Source organism: Synechococcus sp. MU1611, from assembly GCF_020514255.1.
Taxonomy (GTDB): domain Bacteria; phylum Cyanobacteriota; class Cyanobacteriia; order PCC-6307; family Cyanobiaceae; genus Parasynechococcus.
In genome coordinates, this window is the sequence record NZ_VTLC01000001.1 from 488,325 (window position 1) to 503,755 (window position 15,431).

Consider the following 15,431-nt stretch of genomic DNA (forward strand, 5'->3'; position numbering starts at 1 on the left):
TGTGTTGTCGTTCAGAGCAGTGTCGCCTCAGCTTCGTTGCTCACGATGCTCACTTTGACCAGATCAGTGGATCCAGAGACCCCTGCATGGGTGCCTGCGGACTGAATGACGAGATCTCCCTCCTTGAGCAGGTTCAGCTCCCTGGCTTTAACCATGGCCGCGTGAAAGGTCTGCGTGGTGCGTTCTCCCTGAGGGATGACAAGGGGGGTCACCCCCCACACCAGCTGAAGGCGACAGGCAACGGTGCGATCAGGTGTGATGGCCAGGATCGGCGCCGCCGGTCGGAACTTACTGACGTTGCGTGCCGTTGCGCCACTTTTGGTGAGTGGAACAATCGCCGATGCGTTGAGTTGGCTGGCGATTGTGCTGACCGCACCACTCAACGCGTTAGGAATTGTGCTGGGTAGGTGGCTGTCGATGGAGCGCTGGGGATAGTCCTTCTCGATCCGTTGGGCGATGGTGGCCATGGTCTGCACGGCTTCCACGGGGAAATCCCCCACAGCGGTCTCGTTGGACAGCATCACAGCGTCGGTGCCATCAAGGATGGCGTTCGCTACATCGCTAACTTCGGCACGGGTCGGCCGGGGGCTGGAGGCCATTGAATCCAGCATCTGGGTCGCCGTGATGATCGGAATGCCCAGGCTGTTGGCCTTGCGGATGAGTTCCTTCTGCAGCAAAGGAACTTCCTCCGCCGGCATCTCCACCCCCAGGTCACCACGGGCCACCATTACGCCGTCGCAGAGCGGAAGAATGGAATCGATCTGATCGATGGCCTCAAATTTCTCGATCTTTGCCACGACAGGGGTTTCATGACCGTGTTCACGGATCAGCCCGCGGATTTCCTCCATGTCGGAGGGGTTGCGAACGAAGCTGAGGGCAACCCAGTCCACCCCCTGACTGAGACCGAAAGCCAGATCAGTCTTGTCCTTGTCGGTCAGGGCACGGACGGAAAGCTGAACGTCAGGGAAGTTGACGCCCTTGTTGTTCGAAAGAACACCGCCAACGGTGACGGTGCAATGCAGGGTCTGCTCCGCTTTGTCGACGGCATCGACCTTCATCTCGACACGGCCGTCGTCGAGAAGAATCCTGCTCCCGGCGGTGACTTCGTCGGCCAGCTTGTCGTAGGTCACCGTTGCGATGGTTTTGTCGCAGCTCACCGGTCGTGAGGTGAGCGTGAACGGATCCCCGTTGGCCAGGGTGATCGGCCCCTCAGCGAATCGCCCCAGCCTGATTTTTGGACCCTGAAGGTCCTGGAGGATGCCGATGGTCTGCCCCAATTCTTCAGACACCTGACGAATGGTGGCGATGCGTGCGGCGTGTTCGCTGTGGTCTCCGTGGGAGAAATTCAGCCTGAACGTCGTCGCGCCAGCCCTCACAAGTTCCTTGATGCGCTCTGGACTCTCAGTGGCTGGTCCGATGGTGGCCACGATCTTGGTCCGTCGGTTCAGGTCGAACTGGCCCATATCGTGGCTGAAAATCCTTGCGGAAACTACCATCCGGGCGTTTCCTAACGGGCCCCATGGAGATGAATTCCTATCAGGACGCCGCTCGAAAGACGGCTGCCTACCCGGATGTGGGCTGTAATCCGATCTATCCGACCCTCGGTTTGACGGGAGAAGCTGGCGAGGTTGCCGACAAGGTCAAGAAGGTGATTCGCGATCGTCAGGGTGTCTTTGATGTTGAGACCCGCGAAGCGATCAAGTTGGAACTGGGCGATGTGCTCTGGTACGTGGCTCAGCTGGCCAGCGAAATGGGTTATGACCTGAACGATGTGGCAGAAGCCAATCTTCAAAAACTGTCGAGCCGAGCTGCCCGTGGGCGCATCGGCGGCAGCGGTGACCAACGTTGATCTGCCCGATGTTTCGTCGTCTTTTTACGCTTTTTTTGAGCCTGCCGCTGCTGCTGGGACTGGCGCTGCCCTGTGATGCCGCTGAACTGCAACTCAGTGGGGTTCGCTTGGATCCCTGCGGTGAACAGGACCCTGGTAATCAGCCCGACTTGAGCCGTCCGGTGGGTGCCAGCTGCTATGTGCTGACCGGTGACGTTGAGAACAGCAGCCGGAACAGCGTTGTCGACACCGACGTTTACGCACGAATCCTGGACGCCAGTGGTGAACCTGTGCTTCCAAATAGAACCCGGGTGGGATCGATCGGCGACGTGAACCCCGGTCAATCCCAGTTTGCGTTGCGTATTTCGGTTCCTGCTGGAACGCCAGGACCGTTTGAGATTAAAAATGCCCGGGCGCGTGGTTTCAAGGCGCCAGTTCGAACCCGCGTCGATGTCGACGACGACGATCTGCTGCCGCTTGAACGGGGTATCAATCTAGATTCCTTACCAGGTTGATCCCGACATGTAAAAAGCACTGATGGACTGCCCCACCAGGCTCTGAAGCAGATTCAAGGCCAGGAACGCCAAGATGGCGGACAGATCGATTCCTCCCAGGGGCGGAATTAGTCCCCGGAAAGCGTTGAGGTAGGGATCGGTGATCGCACTGACGCTGCTCAGCACCGGGTTGCCCCAGTCGAGGTTGGGGAACCAGCTCAGCAGAACCCGAACGATCAAGACCAGGGAGTAAATCTGCAGGGTCTGGGACAGCACCTGCAGCAGGGTGACGGGAAGAGATTCCATGACGAGGGCTGATCTACTCCGACTTTATGCAGCTTCTGTCAGATCGGTTGCACCGAGATCAGGAAGCACTGAGAAGGTGCGATGGAATTTTTCGGTGAGGGTGATCCAGTAGGAGCGGCCTTCACTTTGACGGCGGCGTTCGATGAACTCCTGCGCCACCAGTTCCTTGATGTGGTCATAGGCACCCGATCCACGCAGATCCACGAGATCGGATTGGAGAATCCGCTTCTTCAGGGCAATGGTGGCGAGGGTTCGCAACGTTGCGGTGGAGAGATTCACCGGCAGCAGGTCTTTCACGAGATCGCCCATGCCCGGCCTCAGCTGCAGGCCGTAGCGACCGCTCTGCTCAACTATCTCCAGTGCACTGTCTCGCTGGGCGTAGGAGGCGGTGAGAGCTACGAGCGCTTCCTCCACGTCGCGACGCTCGGTTCCTGCCAGCTCAGCTAGTTCGCCGACACTGACGGGTCTGCCCTTCAGATAAAGAACGGCCTCGAGCCGTTTGGGCAGGGATGCAGACGTCATCACAACCCCTCAAGAGCACTCAAGTTACCGTCCTGAAACTCAGAGGAACAGTGCATAGGCAGGGTTGTTTGTTTCATCCCAGTGGCGATACCCCAGGGCACTGAGAAAGTCGGTCCACCCTTCCATCTCCTGTTTCGGCACCAGAACTCCCACCACGATTCGCCCTACGTCGGCACCGTGGTTCCTGTAGTGGAAGATGCTGATGCTCCATCCCGGGTGTAGGGCATCAACGAAGCTCATCAGGGCACCCGGTCGTTCGGGGAATTCGAAGCGATACAGCAGCTCTCGGCATTCCCCGGCGCAGGCGGTTCGCGCTGAAGACGGCAGCCGACCTCCCACCATGTGGCGCAAATGGACCTTGGCGAATTCGTTGTCGCTGAGATCAAGAGAGGGAAAGCCACCCTGCTCCAGTTGGTTCAGTAGAGATGACCGATCGTCCTCATCCTTCACCTGCACACCGATGAAGATCTGCGCCGTGGCGCCATCGGTCATGCGGTAACTGAATTCCGTGAGGCTGCGTTCCCGCAGTAGTTCGCAGAGGCGCCTGAGGCTGCCGGGTGATTCGGGAATCTCCACGGCCAACATCGCTTCCCGCTCTTCACCGAGCTCAGCCCGTTCGGCGATGAAGCGCAGGCGGTCGAAATTCATGTTGGCGCCGCAGGCCACCGCTACGAGATTGCGCCCTGCTTGGTTGCGATCTGCCACGTCCTGCTTGAGACCGGCAATCGCCAATGCGCCCGCAGGTTCCAGGATGGAGCGGGTGTCTTCGAAGACGTCTTTGATGGCGGCACAGATGGCGTCGGTGTCGACCCGGACCATCCGATCGACAAATTGTTGGGCCAACTCAAAGGTGTGTTCGCCCACTTTCCTCACGGCGACACCGTCGGCAAACAGGCCCACCTGCTCCAGCTCCACCCTCTGCCCCTGCTCCAAGGAGCGGGTCAGGGCATCGGCATCGATCGGTTCCACACCAATGACCTCGGTTTCAGGCCAGAGCCGTTTGACGTAGGCGGCGATTCCGGCGATCAGGCCACCTCCACCAACTGCCACGTAGATGGCGTTGGGTGGCTGCTCTGCCTGGCGCATGATCTCCATCCCGATCGTCCCCTGACCAGCGATCACCTCGGGATCGTCAAAGGGGTGGATAAAGGTGAGACCTTCGGCTTTGCAGCGCCGCTGTGCTTCTGCGGAACACTCGTCGTAGGTCTCGCCATGGAGCACGACTTCACCGCCCAGGGCGCGCACGGCGCGCACCTTGACCTCCGGCGTAGTGCTTGGCATCACAATCACCGCTCGACAGCCGAGTCGCTTGGCACTTAGCGCCACTCCTTGGGCATGGTTACCGGCACTGGATGCAATGACACCGCGCTTCAGCTCGTCTGCGCTCAGCTGTGCCATGCGGTTGTAAGCGCCGCGCAGTTTGAAGGAGAACACCGGCTGGAGATCCTCACGCTTCAACCAGACCGTGTTGTTCAGTCGGCGGCTCAGATTGGGGGCGTGATCCAGGGGGGTTTCACGCGCCACGTCGTAAACGCGTGCACGCAGGATCCGCTGCAGGTAGTCGGTCATCTCACCATTCTTCCAAGGGTTCGATCCAGACAGCATCCGGGCTGGTTCCCGTAGATTGCTCGTATTGGAACTGGCAGTGCATGCATCTCGGAGATCTCAAGCATCCGAATGAACTGCACGGACTCAGCCCGGCTCAGCTCGAGGATGTGGCACGGCAGATCCGTGAGAGGCATCTGCAGGTTGTGTCGACCAGTGGTGGACACCTTGGTCCTGGTCTGGGTGTTGTGGAGCTCACACTCGCTCTTTACCAGACCCTCGACCTCGATCATGACCGCGTGGTCTGGGATGTCGGTCATCAGGCATACCCCCACAAATTGATCACAGGGCGGTTCAACGATTTCGATTCCCTGCGCCAGCAGCGTGGGGTGGCTGGATACCTCAAGCGTTCGGAGAGTGGCTTCGATCACTTCGGAGCCGGTCACGCGAGCACGTCGATATCCGCTGCGCTGGGGATGGCGATGGCGCGGGACAACAAGGGTGAGTCGTACAAATGCGTTGCTGTCATCGGTGATGGTGCCCTGACAGGCGGCATGGCCCTGGAAGCCATCAATCACGCGGGGCACCTTCCCAATACCCCGCTCCTGGTGGTGCTGAACGACAACGACATGTCGATCTCCCCACCGGTGGGAGCCCTATCGAGTGTTCTGAACCGTGCGCGGCTCAGCCCACCGATGCAGTTCATCTCGGGAAGTGTCGAAGAGAGTGTTCGTCACCTGCCGTTCATGGGTGGAGAACTTCCTGCGGAACTCAATCGCCTGAAGGGAAGCATGCGACGTCTCGCTGTTCCCAAGGTTGGTGCCGTGTTCGAGGAACTCGGTTTCACTTACATGGGTCCGATCGACGGCCACGACATCGGTGAGATGGTGCGCACTTTTCAGGCGGCCCACCGTGAGGGTGGTCCTGTTCTGGTGCATGTGGTCACGACTAAGGGCAAGGGATATCCCTACGCCGAGGCTGATCAGGTCGGCTACCACGCGCAATCAGCTTTCGATCTCAATACCGGTAAGGCGATCCCCTCATCGAAACCCAAGCCCCCCAGCTACAGCAAGGTGTTTGGTCAAACCCTCGTCAAGCTGTGCGAGCAAAACAGTCGGGTGGTGGGAATCACTGCGGCGATGGCCACCGGTACCGGGCTCGATCTGCTGCAGAAGGCCATCCCCAACCAGTACGTGGACGTCGGCATTGCCGAGCAGCATGCCGTCACCCTTGCAGCGGGGATGGCATGTGAAGGCTTGCGTCCTGTCTGCGCGATCTACAGCACCTTTCTGCAGCGGGCCTACGACCAGTTGATCCACGACGTTGGAATCCAGAAGCTGCCGGTCACCTTCGTGCTGGATCGTGCGGGCATCGTCGGTGCCGATGGGCCGACGCACCAGGGTCAATACGACATCAGCTACATGCGTGCCATTCCCAATTTCACGGTGATGGCTCCGAAGGATGAGGCTGAGCTGCAGCAAATGCTGGTGACCTGCCTCAGTCACGACGGACCGACAGCCCTGCGCATTCCCCGGGGATCGGGTGAAGGCGTGCCCTTGATGGAAGAGGGTTGGGAATCCCTGCCGATCGGCCGTGGAGAACTGCTGCGGGAAGGTGACGACTTGATGATCGTTGCCTACGGCGCCATGGTGGCGCCGGCTCTTGCCACAGCCACCCTGCTTGAGGAAGCAGGTCTTTCGACCACGGTGATCAATGCCCGGTTCCTGCGGCCGCTGGATCAGGCCCTCATTCATCCTCTGGCCCGACGCATCCCCCGTGTGGTCACCATGGAGGAGGGAGCCCTCCCCGGAGGATTTGGGGCCGCCATTCTCGAGTCGTTGAGCGATCAGGACATCACTGTCTCAATGCTGCGGATCGGCATTCCCGATCAGCTGGTCGATCACGCCACTCCTCAACAGAGCAAGGAAGCTCTTGGCCTAACCCCTGCACAGATGGCTGAACGCATCCTTGAGCGCTTCAGCAAGGCCGCTGGTGATCTGCCATCCAGCGCTTCGATCAAGGCTCTGCAGGCCTGAAGCGGAAGGATCTGTGTCGGTTCTAGTCGTTGGTGCGGGGCCTTCCGGTGCCCGCCTGGCGATTCAACTGGCGCGCAGGGGTGCTGAGGTCACCCTGGTGGATCGCTTGATGGATCCGGAACGCAATGCCTATTCCAGCGCAGCTCTTCCTCTTGAGGCTGTTCGTCGGCTTGGCCTGCCGGATGAAACCATTGCCGCAACCTGGCAGGGCTGGCAGTTGCACGATCCTTCCGGTCTTGTGCATCAGTGGTGGTCTGACGACGATCTGGGGGTGGTGCTCGACTTCGGCAGGCTCCGTTCCTTTCTCTGGTCGGAAGCGCGTCGCCATGGTGTGGAGTTGATTCAAGGCTGTCGGGCAGTTCTGAAAAGTCTCAGCGCAGAGAACGCCACCGTGCAGCTGCAGACGCTCGATGGTGTGGAGTCGTTGCGCTCAGTCCGGTGGCTGATTGACGCCACGGGTGCACGTCGCGATCTGCTTCAGCAGGCTGGTGTCAAGCCCAATCCAGCTGATCCGCTGCTGCAGGGGATCGGTGTCGAGTGGCTGCTTCAAGTCGATGATCGCCACGCCGCACCCTGGCGGGATCGGATCAGTTTTTTTCTGGGGACGCCCTGGATCAGCCACGGATACGGCTGGATCTTCCCTATGCAAGGACAACGGCTGAAGGTGGGTGTCTGTCAGCTTCCTCCGCCCCATCGTCAGAACCCCGGCAGCCTGGCGCAGCCCCTGCAGCGGTTGATTCAACGCTGCGGCTTGTCCGACTGTCTCGTTCTGGATCGCCATGGTGGGCCTGTTTCCAGCTCGATCTCCCGATCTGAAGCGCTGGGTGTCGATGCGCTGTTGGCGGTTGGAGATGCGGCAAGTACAGCCAATCTTCTCGGTGGAGAAGGCATCCGCCATGCGATGGACAATGCCGATCAACTGGCCGATCTGTTGATCGCCGATGGGATGCGCGGCGACTCAGCAACCCTTCCCCAACGCTACAGACAGGAACTTGACGCCAAGCGGAGCTGGCGATGGTCGGTGTCAGGCCGTCTGGCGCGGCGCACCTGGTGGGGGCTCAACAATTGCTGGGCTGATCAACGACTCGAACGTCTGATCAATGGACTTTCTTCCACAGCACAAGCAACTGCTCTCTCTGAGCTGCTGTTTGAGTACAGATTCGAGCGTTACGGCTTACGCCTGTTGCCCTATCTGCTTTGAGCGATGTTATTTCCGGGGAGGAGCCGTGGCTCCTTCCCGGAAAGGTGTTGCTTCAGAGCACACCGCGGGCTGCCAAGCCCTGGATCGCACCAATGCCGATGATGTGGCCAAGGCTGGTGGTACCAAGCATGGCTGCATGTCCCATTCCACCGAAGAAGGTGGAGTTGGGAAGTGCAGCGCCTTCGTTGGGGTGCTTAATCGTGGCCTTGCCGACCATGATGGCAACCACATTGCAGAGGATCATCACCAGGGCGACCTTGGGAGACCAGGACACTGTGGCGGGAGCGATCGCGAAAAGGTGGGTCAGCATTCGAGCCAATGAGCGACACCTCATCATCCGGGGCTTCCGCCCTCTTGCCTGAGTCTCTTAAGAGTTGTTCACCCTTTCTTGGGGGTCGGTCGCAGCAGTCCGATCACCAGAACGGTGTTGCCGAGCGTTAGGAAGGCTTCTGCACCACCGTGCAACCAGTCGATCTCCACCAGTTCCGCTGAGCAGCAGCGCAGAGCTGCGATGGCGGCAACAATCGTGACGGCGACGAACAGCAGTGTGAGTTGAAAGCCGCGTTCCGCCATCTGCGGAAGTGCCTTACTCCTCTGGAGCCAGAAGAGAAACAACAAATAAGGGATTAGCGAGACCGCAAACAAGGGTGCGGGATCAAAGTTCATTGACCACCCCGTCAGCCACCCGACGCCGTTGGAGCTGCCATGCCGCAAACGCCAGGGTGCTGTTCCCGATCACGGTGAATAGGGCCTGAAGGGTGACCAGGCCCCGCAGAGCGTTGCTGTTGTCAAACAAGTGCCATGTGCAGGCTGCCATCGCACTCACCAGGGCCGGAAGCATGGCCCAGGCCATGCCTGACAGTCCGCGTCGATGCATCAACACGATCGCCACACACCACTCGATCACTGAGGCGACGTGGATCCACCAGGTTCCGAGCGACAACGCGTGCATGGACCTAATCCTAGGAATCTGTTGATAATGCTTGGAGTGAACAGGCTGCTGCCCGTGGTCCGCCCCGCTGCACCTGTCCTTCTGCTTTGTGGCTACTACGGAGAACACAATCTCGGGGACGATGCACTGCTTCAGGTGCTGGTGTCAGCGCTTCCCGAGTCGCAGCAGTTGTTGATCACAGTGCGTGATCCAGTTCCGGTCCTTGCCCTGGCACCGTCGGCCGTCACCGTGAATCGCCGCTCCTTGGTGAGCTGCCTTCGTGCCGCTCTGCGCGCGGATGTGCTGGTTCTTGGGGGCGGCAGCCTGCTTCAGGACAGCACCAGCTTCAGCAGCCTTGTTTACTACCTGCTTCTGATGGCGGTCGCCCGTATCGGTGGTGCCGAGCTGGTTCTCTGGGGTCAGGGTCTGGGGCCATTGCAGCGTCGGATCAGTCGGATGCTGGTGCGCGCTGTGTTGCCGTTCTGCAAGGCGGCGAGTTGGCGCGATCAGCGCTCCTTTGAATTGGCTCGGCGCTGGGCGCGATCGTTACCGATGGTGCTGGCCGCAGATCCGGTCTGGCAGATGCCAGCGCGTCCATGGATCGGTGGCGACGCCATCGTTCTGAGCTGGCGTCCAACACCACTCCTGGATCACTCGGGCTGGGGTCGGTTGACGGATGCTTTGGATGCTCTCAGTGCCGAGTTGGCAGCCCCGGTGATCTGGTTGGCGTTCCATGAGCATCAGGATGCACCGTTGCTGCAGCAACTGAGCGATGCGGGGCTGCTGCCAAAGCGTCTGAGGGGGTGCAGCACAACCCTGGTGCCCCAGTCGCTGGAGGTTGTTTCTGATGTAGTCCAACGGGCACGCCTTGTTCTGCCCATGCGCCTGCATGCCTTGATCCTGGCCCGTCTTTCCAACAGTCCGATGGCTGCTCTCAGCTACGACCCGAAGGTTGAGGCCGCCGCTGCCATGGCGTCCGTGCCTTGCACGCCATTGACCTCCTTGCCTTCCGTGGATGCATTGCTGAATCTGTGGCGAGCTGAAGTGGATCGCCCGGCGGATCCCAATCAAACGGAAGAATTGCGATGCCAGGCATCGGCTCACAGCGACCTGCTCAAGCGGATGGCAGTCGACGACCGGAGATCGCATCGAAGCGATGCTCACAATCGCTCGACCAACTGATCCGCGGTTCAGCCGCGATCGTCGTTTCTCCGGAGCAGACCATCCGTAGGTCGCCGCGATCGCAGCGGACCAGAAGCATCTGATTGGCACCGAACCATTCACGGCTGAGGATTGTGCACGGCCAGCCATCGGAATCGAGCCGCAGGTCGTCCGGTCGGACGCCGATGGTCACGCCGTTCTGAGCTGGCAACAGATTCATCTGCGGGCGGCCGATGAACTGGGCGACGTACGTGCTGGCCGGCTGCAGATAGAGCTCGCGAGGTGTTCCGATCTGTTCGATGCTTCCATTGCGCATCACGGCGATGCGATCCGCCAACGCCATTGCCTCCTGCTGGTCATGGGTGACGTAGACCACGGGTTGGTCACCACCGATCATCAGACGGCGCAACTGGGGACGCAGGTCCTCACGCAATTGCGCATCCAGATTGCTCATCGGCTCATCCAGCAGATAAACCAGTGGATCCCTCAGCAACGCTCTAGCTAGGGCGACCCGTTGGCGCTGTCCGCCGGAGAGTTGTGATGGCCGTTGCTGGGCATATTCGCTGAGTTGCAGCACCTCCAGAACGCTGCTGATCCGCGCATCGCGGCTGCTGGTGGTGCCACCTCGAATCCTCAAACCCAGTTCGAGGTTCTCCCACACGTTGAGATGCGGAAACAGGGCATAGCTTTGAAAGACCATCCCCACCCGGCGCCGTTCAGCGGGAACGTCAACCATCTCGGCATCATTAATGCGAATGGAGCCTTGATCCGGTTGATCGAGCCCCGCGATTAGACGCAAAGCCGTGCTTTTCCCACAGCCACTGGCACCCAGCAGAGCGACGCATTCCCCATCGGCCACGTTGAGGTCGAGCTGCTTGAGAACCTGGCGTTCGCCGAAGCTCTTGCTGATGGCCCGTAGTTCCAGTGTCATCCCTTAATTGCTCCGTTGGTGAGTCCACTGACGATCTGCCGCTGGAACACCAGCACCAGCACCAGCAGAGGTAGGGCACCGAGCACAGTCGCTGCTGCGTAGGTGCCGTAGGGGACCGAATAGGTGGATGATCCCGCAATCCGGGCCATCGCCACCGGCAATGTGAGCAGATCGCTGCGGCTTAGCCAGGTGAGGGCCACTGGATACTCGTTCCAGGCGAACAGGAACACCAGGATCGCTGTGCTGGCGGAGGCTGGTGCAATCAAGGGAAGCAGCACCCAGCGCAGCCGTTGCCAGAGAGACAAACCCTCAAGCTTCGCCGCGTCCTCGAGATCGTTGGGTAGGGCTTCGAAGGCAGCGGTGAGCAGGAGCAGGGCCAGGGGCATCGACAGAGCGCTATAGGGAATGGAAATGGCGATGAGGTTGTTGCCCAGCGAAAACGTGCGAGCCAGTTCGAGCAGTGCCAGAAACAGCAGCACATAGGGAAATAAGGCGGCTCCCACCACGGCGGCTCGGAGGCTTCCCCTCCATCGAATGGGGAGTTTCGCCAGTCCGTAGGCGGCTGGGATCGCCAGCACCAAGGTGAGCAGCGTTGTGAGGGAGGCCACCAGGCTGCTGTTGAACAGGTATCTCCAGAACGGCGGATCGGTGCTCAGCAGATCCCTGTAGTTGTTCAGCGTCCAGCGGTTCCAGAAGCTCAGTTGTTCGTTGACCAGGGCATCGGCCGTGGTGAATGAACTCACCAGTTGCCACAGCATCGGGGCGAGGGACCAGACCAGCAACAGTGCAATCCAGATGGAACGTCGCGTCATCGATCCAGGGGCCTCAACACACCGAAGGTTTTAAGCACCAGCGTTCCCGCCAGGATCAGGGCTGTGAGCAACAGGAATCCTGCGAGCATCACCGTGGCGCTGTAACCGAAATCAAGGAAGCGCATGCCGTTGAGATAGGCATAAAGGGCGATGCTTTCTGTGCTGCCGGCAGGACCACCACCGGTCAACACCTGCACCAGATCAAACACCCCGAAGGCCTGGGCCAAGCGGAAGAGAAGGCTCAGCAGGATGTAGGGCAGGAGCAGCGGCAAGGTGACGCGGCGCAGGGCCTGCAGAGGGGTTCCGCCTTCCAGACGGAAGGCGCTGTAAAGGTCGTCGGGAATGCTTTGGAGCCCAGCCAAAAGGATCAGCGTGATGAAGGGTGTTGTCTTCCAGACATCGGCGAAAACCGTCACCAACCAGGTGATCGATGGGGTGGACAACAGATCCAGGGAGTCGAGTCCAAGTGTTCGGGCCAGCACCTCGATTGGGCCGTAAGGAGTGTTGAAGATCCAGCGCCAGCCAAGGGCCATCATTGTTGTGGGCAGTGCCCAGGGGAGCAGGGTCAGGGCTCGAACGGCGCCTCGGCCACGCCAGCTCTGATGAAGCAGGAGGGCGATGGCCAGTGCCAATAGCAATTCCATTCCCACGGAGATCAGGGCGAATCGCGCGGTCTGCCCCGCATCCAGCCAGAACCGCTGATCAACCGCCAGCCGTATCCAGTTGGCTCCGCCGTTGGCCACCGGTTCCAGTCCGGTGAGGACGGAATCAGCGTGGAAGCTCAGCCAGGCGTAACGAAGCATCGGCCAGCCGAAGACGACGGCGATCAGCAGTAGGGCTGGAACAGCCAGGAGAACCGTCATGGCGTCGCTCCCGCTGCACGAAGCAGGGTCTGGCTTCGCTGCTGACTGGTCGCCATCGCTTCATCAGCGGATCCAGTTTCGGTGAACAATCCGTTGAGTTCGCGCTGCACCACATCACTGAGTTGGGCGTAGAGGGGTGTTGGCGGACGCACAACCGCGTGGTTTAGCGCTACCTGCAGCTCCGGAAGCACAGGGGAACTCTTCAACATCTCCGGATCGCTGAACAAATTCGCTTGGGTGGGTGAGTAGCCGTTGTTGAGAAAGCGAGTTCGCTGGGAGGCTTCATTGGTGAGGTATCGAATGGCTTCCACCGCCGCCTCCTGATGGGGCGACTGACGCATCAAGCTCAACCCCCAGCTGCCCAGGGTCGCTCCGGGTCGTTCGCCCGGTTGCGCCACCATCAGGCTGATGCCCACGTTGCCTTTCACATTGCTGTCGTCCTTCTGCAGTTCAGCCCAGGCATAGGGCCAGTTCCGCATCAGTGCGGCATCTCCGGATTTGAAGGCTTGAAGCGACTCCGATTCGGCGTAATTGGTGACGGCATAGGGGCTGACCCCTGCGCTGATCAAATCGTTCAACCAGGCTGCAGCCCTTGTTGCCTCAGGCATATCCAGCTGCATGGTGTTGGTGGTGGTGTCCATCCACTCGCCACCGAAGCCCTGCAGCACTTCTAGGAAGTCGCAGCTCAGCCCTTCGTACTGACGCCCCTGCCAGACGAAACCATTGGCAACGGCGTTGGTTTGGACCAGCTGTCCTGCAACGGACATCAACTCGTCTGGTGTTTTCGGCGGCTCTTTCATGAGATCCGTCCGCCAGTAGAGCAGTCCCACATCGGCAACCAAGGGCCAGCGGTAGAGATGGCCGTCGTAGTCGTTGCCCAGCCGTGCTCCCTCCACCAGCTGTTCCTGGTCGGCCTGATCAAACCAGGGATCCAGGGGTTCCAGCCATCCCGCGGCTGCATATTTCGGTAGCCAGGTGACATCCATCAACAGCGCGTCGAAGGGTGCATCCCCGAGCAGAAGGCTGCTGATTGCAAGATCTGAAATCGATTCCGTGTTCAACGGACCTCGGATCAAATTCAGATGAATCCGGCCGCGATGCTCGCGGTTGAAGGTTTTCACCAGCTCAGCGCTGGCGTCGGTGAAGGAGGAGGGCATGAGGATGCTCACCTCTTCCGCCCGGAAGGACGCTGACCCCACCAGGCAGCCGAGGGCCATGACCAGCGCTAAGGCCCCGCTCGCCAGCCAGCGGCGCAGCTTCACTGGGCGTTTGAGGGCGTCAGACCAGACATTTGTTCATCGGCCCAGTCACGAACGGTGTAGCTCTCCACGGCATCGGTCATACGACTCATTCGATCGCGTTGCTCGTCTTCGTCCATTTCCAGCGCCGATTCGATTGCATCGTCCATGCGGCGATTCGAATAGGGGTTGGTCAGAACGGCGCCATCGAGGACAACCGAAGCACCAGTGAATTCGGAAAGAACAAGAACACCGCCGCGGTTTCGCCGAGCAGCCGCATATTCCTTGGCTACCAGATTCAGTCCATCGCGCAGCGGTGTGATCCAGCAGACATCTGCTTGGCAGAACCAGGCAATCATTTCGTCGTAGGGGATCCGACGGGTTGAAAACCGGATCGGGACCCAATCAATTTGGCTGAAGCGTCCGTTGATCCGCCCCGCCATTTCTTCAATCGAGCGTTGCGTGTCTTCGTAGATTTTCATCCCACTGGCAGCGGCGACGCAGGCGAGCATCAGTACAACTTGCCCATGCAAATCCTTGCGTCGTTCCAGCAGGCGTTCGAAGGCCAGCAGCAACTCCTCATTGCCCTTCGTGTAATCAACACGACTCGCGGAGAGGATCAGTTTTCGTCCCTTTTTGGTGTCTTGAACGATCAATTCACCATGGCTTTCAACAGATGGGCTCCAGCACAACTCCTGAATTAGATCAGGAGATGTGCCCACCGGTGAGCTGAGTAACTGAATGGTGCGGCCTTTGTGCTCGAGATGACTGGTGACCGTGCCTTCGGAAAGGGCTGTTCCTACTCCAATGAATTTGCGATCCACTGAAACTTTTGGACCACGCTTGGCTCCTACAAGTGTGCTGGCGGCACGGGCAAAGTTTTCGGTGTAGCGCGGGATATGGAAACCAACGACATCGCAACAGAGCAAACTTTCAAGAATTTGCTCACGCCAAGGCAGGATGGCGAAGACATCATTCCCGGGGAAGGGGGTGTGATGGAAAAAGGCAATCTTTAGGTCGGGACGTTCAGCTCGGATGTAACCGGGAACCAGCCAGAGGTTGTAATCGTGAACCCATACCGTTGCACCCTCGGCAGCCTCGGCACATGCCGCAGAGGCGAATCGTTTGTTGACCTCTTCAAAGATCTTCCAGTTCGCATTATTAACGTTGAAGTATGTGGGAAATGTGTGCAGGATCGGCCAAAAGCATTCTTTTGACGTGATGTGATAGAAACTGGAGATCTGCTCGTCTTCTAGAGGGATTCGGCAGAGCGTGAAAGGAGACGGATTGTCCATTTCAATCCGTTCTGTGCCTTCATTCGACTGATCGTCGACGCGTCTCCAGGCAATCCAAGTACCTTTCTCGCAGCTCCGAAAGAGATTGCGAAGGGTAGGAATTATTCCGTTAGGGCTTTTCTGGTCGACCCAAATTCTTGATCCGTTGTTGTCTTTTGATTCGTCAAAAGGGGGGCGGTGGTAGAGGATTATGAATGAACTTTGACCCGCACCCATCTATTCGAACAACACTTCGTTCGTTCCACCATTCAGCAAAAGCTGTTTTTTG

The 15,431-nt window shown here is 59.3% G+C and carries 17 protein-coding genes; 5 read left to right on the forward strand and 12 right to left on the reverse strand.

The features are described from left to right. Positions 1 to 11: 11 nt before the first annotated feature. Positions 12 to 1,463 (reverse strand): pyruvate kinase, encoded by a 1,452-nt coding sequence (gene pyk, locus FZZ92_RS03005; protein WP_226422539.1) that lies wholly within the window; start codon positions 1,461 to 1,463, stop codon positions 12 to 14. A 56-nt stretch (positions 1,464 to 1,519) separates the two neighbouring features. On the opposite strand from pyk, the gene FZZ92_RS03010 reads away from it, so the two are divergent. Both FZZ92_RS03010 and FZZ92_RS03015 read left to right on the forward strand, forming a co-directional pair. Further along, positions 1,520 to 1,849, forward strand: a complete 330-nt coding sequence (locus FZZ92_RS03010) for a nucleoside triphosphate pyrophosphohydrolase family protein (RefSeq protein WP_115022009.1) — start codon at positions 1,520 to 1,522, stop codon at positions 1,847 to 1,849. A gap of 8 nt (positions 1,850 to 1,857) precedes the next feature. Then, positions 1,858 to 2,343 carry a hypothetical protein gene (locus FZZ92_RS03015; protein WP_226422540.1) on the forward strand — a complete coding sequence of 162 codons (486 nt, stop codon included), beginning with the start codon at positions 1,858 to 1,860 and terminating at the stop codon, positions 2,341 to 2,343. Here the strand turns inward: FZZ92_RS03015 and FZZ92_RS03020 are convergent. The 3 genes from FZZ92_RS03020 to ilvA are packed head-to-tail and all read right to left on the reverse strand — an operon-like array spanning position 2,332 to position 4,719. Beyond that, on the reverse strand, positions 2,332 to 2,628 hold the full coding sequence (locus tag FZZ92_RS03020; RefSeq protein WP_115022017.1) for a YggT family protein: 297 nt from the start codon (positions 2,626 to 2,628) through the stop codon (positions 2,332 to 2,334). The two genes, FZZ92_RS03015 and FZZ92_RS03020, sit on opposite strands and share 12 nt — an antisense overlap. A 24-nt stretch (positions 2,629 to 2,652) precedes the next feature. Next, positions 2,653 to 3,150: an SMC-Scp complex subunit ScpB gene (gene scpB, locus FZZ92_RS03025; protein WP_226397589.1), complete on the reverse strand. Its 498-nt coding sequence runs from the start codon at positions 3,148 to 3,150 to the stop codon at positions 2,653 to 2,655. Between the two features lie 39 nt (positions 3,151 to 3,189). Continuing rightward, positions 3,190 to 4,719 (reverse strand): threonine ammonia-lyase, biosynthetic, encoded by a 1,530-nt coding sequence (gene ilvA / locus FZZ92_RS03030; protein WP_226397590.1) that lies wholly within the window; start codon positions 4,717 to 4,719, stop codon positions 3,190 to 3,192. Positions 4,720 to 4,799: 80 nt separating this feature from the next. On the opposite strand from ilvA, the gene dxs reads away from it, so the two are divergent. Together dxs and FZZ92_RS03040 are read left to right on the forward strand one after the other, a co-directional pair. Next, positions 4,800 to 6,731 (forward strand): 1-deoxy-D-xylulose-5-phosphate synthase, encoded by a 1,932-nt coding sequence (gene dxs / locus FZZ92_RS03035; RefSeq protein ID WP_226422541.1) that lies wholly within the window; start codon positions 4,800 to 4,802, stop codon positions 6,729 to 6,731. A 13-nt stretch (positions 6,732 to 6,744) separates the two neighbouring features. Further along, positions 6,745 to 7,932, forward strand: coding sequence for an NAD(P)/FAD-dependent oxidoreductase (locus FZZ92_RS03040; RefSeq protein ID WP_226422542.1), 1,188 nt, complete (start codon positions 6,745 to 6,747; stop codon positions 7,930 to 7,932). Between the two features lie 52 nt (positions 7,933 to 7,984). On the opposite strand, the gene psaK is transcribed toward FZZ92_RS03040, so the two are convergent. The 3 genes from psaK to FZZ92_RS03055 all read right to left on the reverse strand — a co-directional run bounded on the left by psaK (position 7,985) and on the right by FZZ92_RS03055 (position 8,884). Then, positions 7,985 to 8,242: a photosystem I reaction center subunit PsaK gene (gene psaK / locus FZZ92_RS03045; protein WP_115022027.1), complete on the reverse strand. Its 258-nt coding sequence runs from the start codon at positions 8,240 to 8,242 to the stop codon at positions 7,985 to 7,987. Positions 8,243 to 8,310: 68 nt separating this feature from the next. Beyond that, positions 8,311 to 8,598 (reverse strand): DUF3593 domain-containing protein, encoded by a 288-nt coding sequence (locus FZZ92_RS03050; protein WP_226422543.1) that lies wholly within the window; start codon positions 8,596 to 8,598, stop codon positions 8,311 to 8,313. Then, positions 8,588 to 8,884: a DUF2499 domain-containing protein gene (locus FZZ92_RS03055; protein ID WP_226422544.1), complete on the reverse strand. Its 297-nt coding sequence runs from the start codon at positions 8,882 to 8,884 to the stop codon at positions 8,588 to 8,590. The genes FZZ92_RS03050 and FZZ92_RS03055 overlap by 11 nt, the downstream gene beginning before the upstream one ends. A gap of 27 nt (positions 8,885 to 8,911) precedes the next feature. On the opposite strand from FZZ92_RS03055, the gene csaB reads away from it, so the two are divergent. After that, on the forward strand, positions 8,912 to 10,045 hold the full coding sequence (csaB, locus tag FZZ92_RS03060) for a polysaccharide pyruvyl transferase CsaB (RefSeq protein WP_370631242.1): 1,134 nt from the start codon (positions 8,912 to 8,914) through the stop codon (positions 10,043 to 10,045). Here the strand turns inward: csaB and FZZ92_RS03065 are convergent. From FZZ92_RS03065 to ggpS, 5 genes are read right to left on the reverse strand one after another with little or no spacing between them, the layout of a single operon-like run. Then, positions 9,978 to 10,955: an ABC transporter ATP-binding protein gene (locus tag FZZ92_RS03065; RefSeq protein ID WP_226422545.1), complete on the reverse strand. Its 978-nt coding sequence runs from the start codon at positions 10,953 to 10,955 to the stop codon at positions 9,978 to 9,980. The two genes, csaB and FZZ92_RS03065, sit on opposite strands and share 68 nt — an antisense overlap. Continuing rightward, entirely contained in the window at positions 10,952 to 11,767 is an 816-nt protein-coding gene (locus FZZ92_RS03070) for a carbohydrate ABC transporter permease (RefSeq protein ID WP_226422546.1), read from the reverse strand. The genes FZZ92_RS03065 and FZZ92_RS03070 overlap by 4 nt, the downstream gene beginning before the upstream one ends. Beyond that, positions 11,764 to 12,630 carry a carbohydrate ABC transporter permease gene (locus FZZ92_RS03075; RefSeq protein WP_226397595.1) on the reverse strand — a complete coding sequence of 289 codons (867 nt, stop codon included), beginning with the start codon at positions 12,628 to 12,630 and terminating at the stop codon, positions 11,764 to 11,766. The genes FZZ92_RS03070 and FZZ92_RS03075 overlap by 4 nt, the downstream gene beginning before the upstream one ends. Continuing rightward, positions 12,627 to 13,892 (reverse strand): ABC transporter substrate-binding protein, encoded by a 1,266-nt coding sequence (locus tag FZZ92_RS03080; RefSeq protein ID WP_226397596.1) that lies wholly within the window; start codon positions 13,890 to 13,892, stop codon positions 12,627 to 12,629. The genes FZZ92_RS03075 and FZZ92_RS03080 overlap by 4 nt, the downstream gene beginning before the upstream one ends. After that, positions 13,889 to 15,379 carry a glucosylglycerol-phosphate synthase gene (gene ggpS, locus FZZ92_RS03085; RefSeq protein WP_226422547.1) on the reverse strand — a complete coding sequence of 497 codons (1,491 nt, stop codon included), beginning with the start codon at positions 15,377 to 15,379 and terminating at the stop codon, positions 13,889 to 13,891. The genes FZZ92_RS03080 and ggpS overlap by 4 nt, the downstream gene beginning before the upstream one ends. Positions 15,380 to 15,431 lie beyond the last annotated feature (52 nt).

Coding starts and splice junctions, on each gene's coding strand:
- FZZ92_RS03020 (WP_115022017.1), bottom strand. CDS start 2,628: ATGGAATCTCTTCCCGTCACCCTGCTGCAGGTGCTGTCCCAGACCCTG.
- psaK (WP_115022027.1), bottom strand. CDS start 8,242: ATGCTGACCCACCTTTTCGCGATCGCTCCCGCCACAGTGTCCTGGTCT.
- pyk (WP_226422539.1), bottom strand. CDS start 1,463: ATGGGCCAGTTCGACCTGAACCGACGGACCAAGATCGTGGCCACCATC.
- csaB (WP_370631242.1), top strand. CDS start 8,912: ATGCTTGGAGTGAACAGGCTGCTGCCCGTGGTCCGCCCCGCTGCACCT.
- FZZ92_RS03010 (WP_115022009.1), top strand. CDS start 1,520: ATGGAGATGAATTCCTATCAGGACGCCGCTCGAAAGACGGCTGCCTAC.
- FZZ92_RS03065 (WP_226422545.1), bottom strand. CDS start 10,955: ATGACACTGGAACTACGGGCCATCAGCAAGAGCTTCGGCGAACGCCAG.
- FZZ92_RS03015 (WP_226422540.1), top strand. CDS start 1,858: ATGTTTCGTCGTCTTTTTACGCTTTTTTTGAGCCTGCCGCTGCTGCTG.
- scpB (WP_226397589.1), bottom strand. CDS start 3,150: ATGACGTCTGCATCCCTGCCCAAACGGCTCGAGGCCGTTCTTTATCTG.
- FZZ92_RS03075 (WP_226397595.1), bottom strand. CDS start 12,630: ATGACGGTTCTCCTGGCTGTTCCAGCCCTACTGCTGATCGCCGTCGTC.
- ggpS (WP_226422547.1), bottom strand. CDS start 15,379: ATGGGTGCGGGTCAAAGTTCATTCATAATCCTCTACCACCGCCCCCCT.
- ilvA (WP_226397590.1), bottom strand. CDS start 4,719: ATGACCGACTACCTGCAGCGGATCCTGCGTGCACGCGTTTACGACGTG.
- FZZ92_RS03050 (WP_226422543.1), bottom strand. CDS start 8,598: ATGAACTTTGATCCCGCACCCTTGTTTGCGGTCTCGCTAATCCCTTAT.
- FZZ92_RS03055 (WP_226422544.1), bottom strand. CDS start 8,884: ATGCACGCGTTGTCGCTCGGAACCTGGTGGATCCACGTCGCCTCAGTG.
- dxs (WP_226422541.1), top strand. CDS start 4,800: ATGCATCTCGGAGATCTCAAGCATCCGAATGAACTGCACGGACTCAGC.
- FZZ92_RS03070 (WP_226422546.1), bottom strand. CDS start 11,767: ATGACGCGACGTTCCATCTGGATTGCACTGTTGCTGGTCTGGTCCCTC.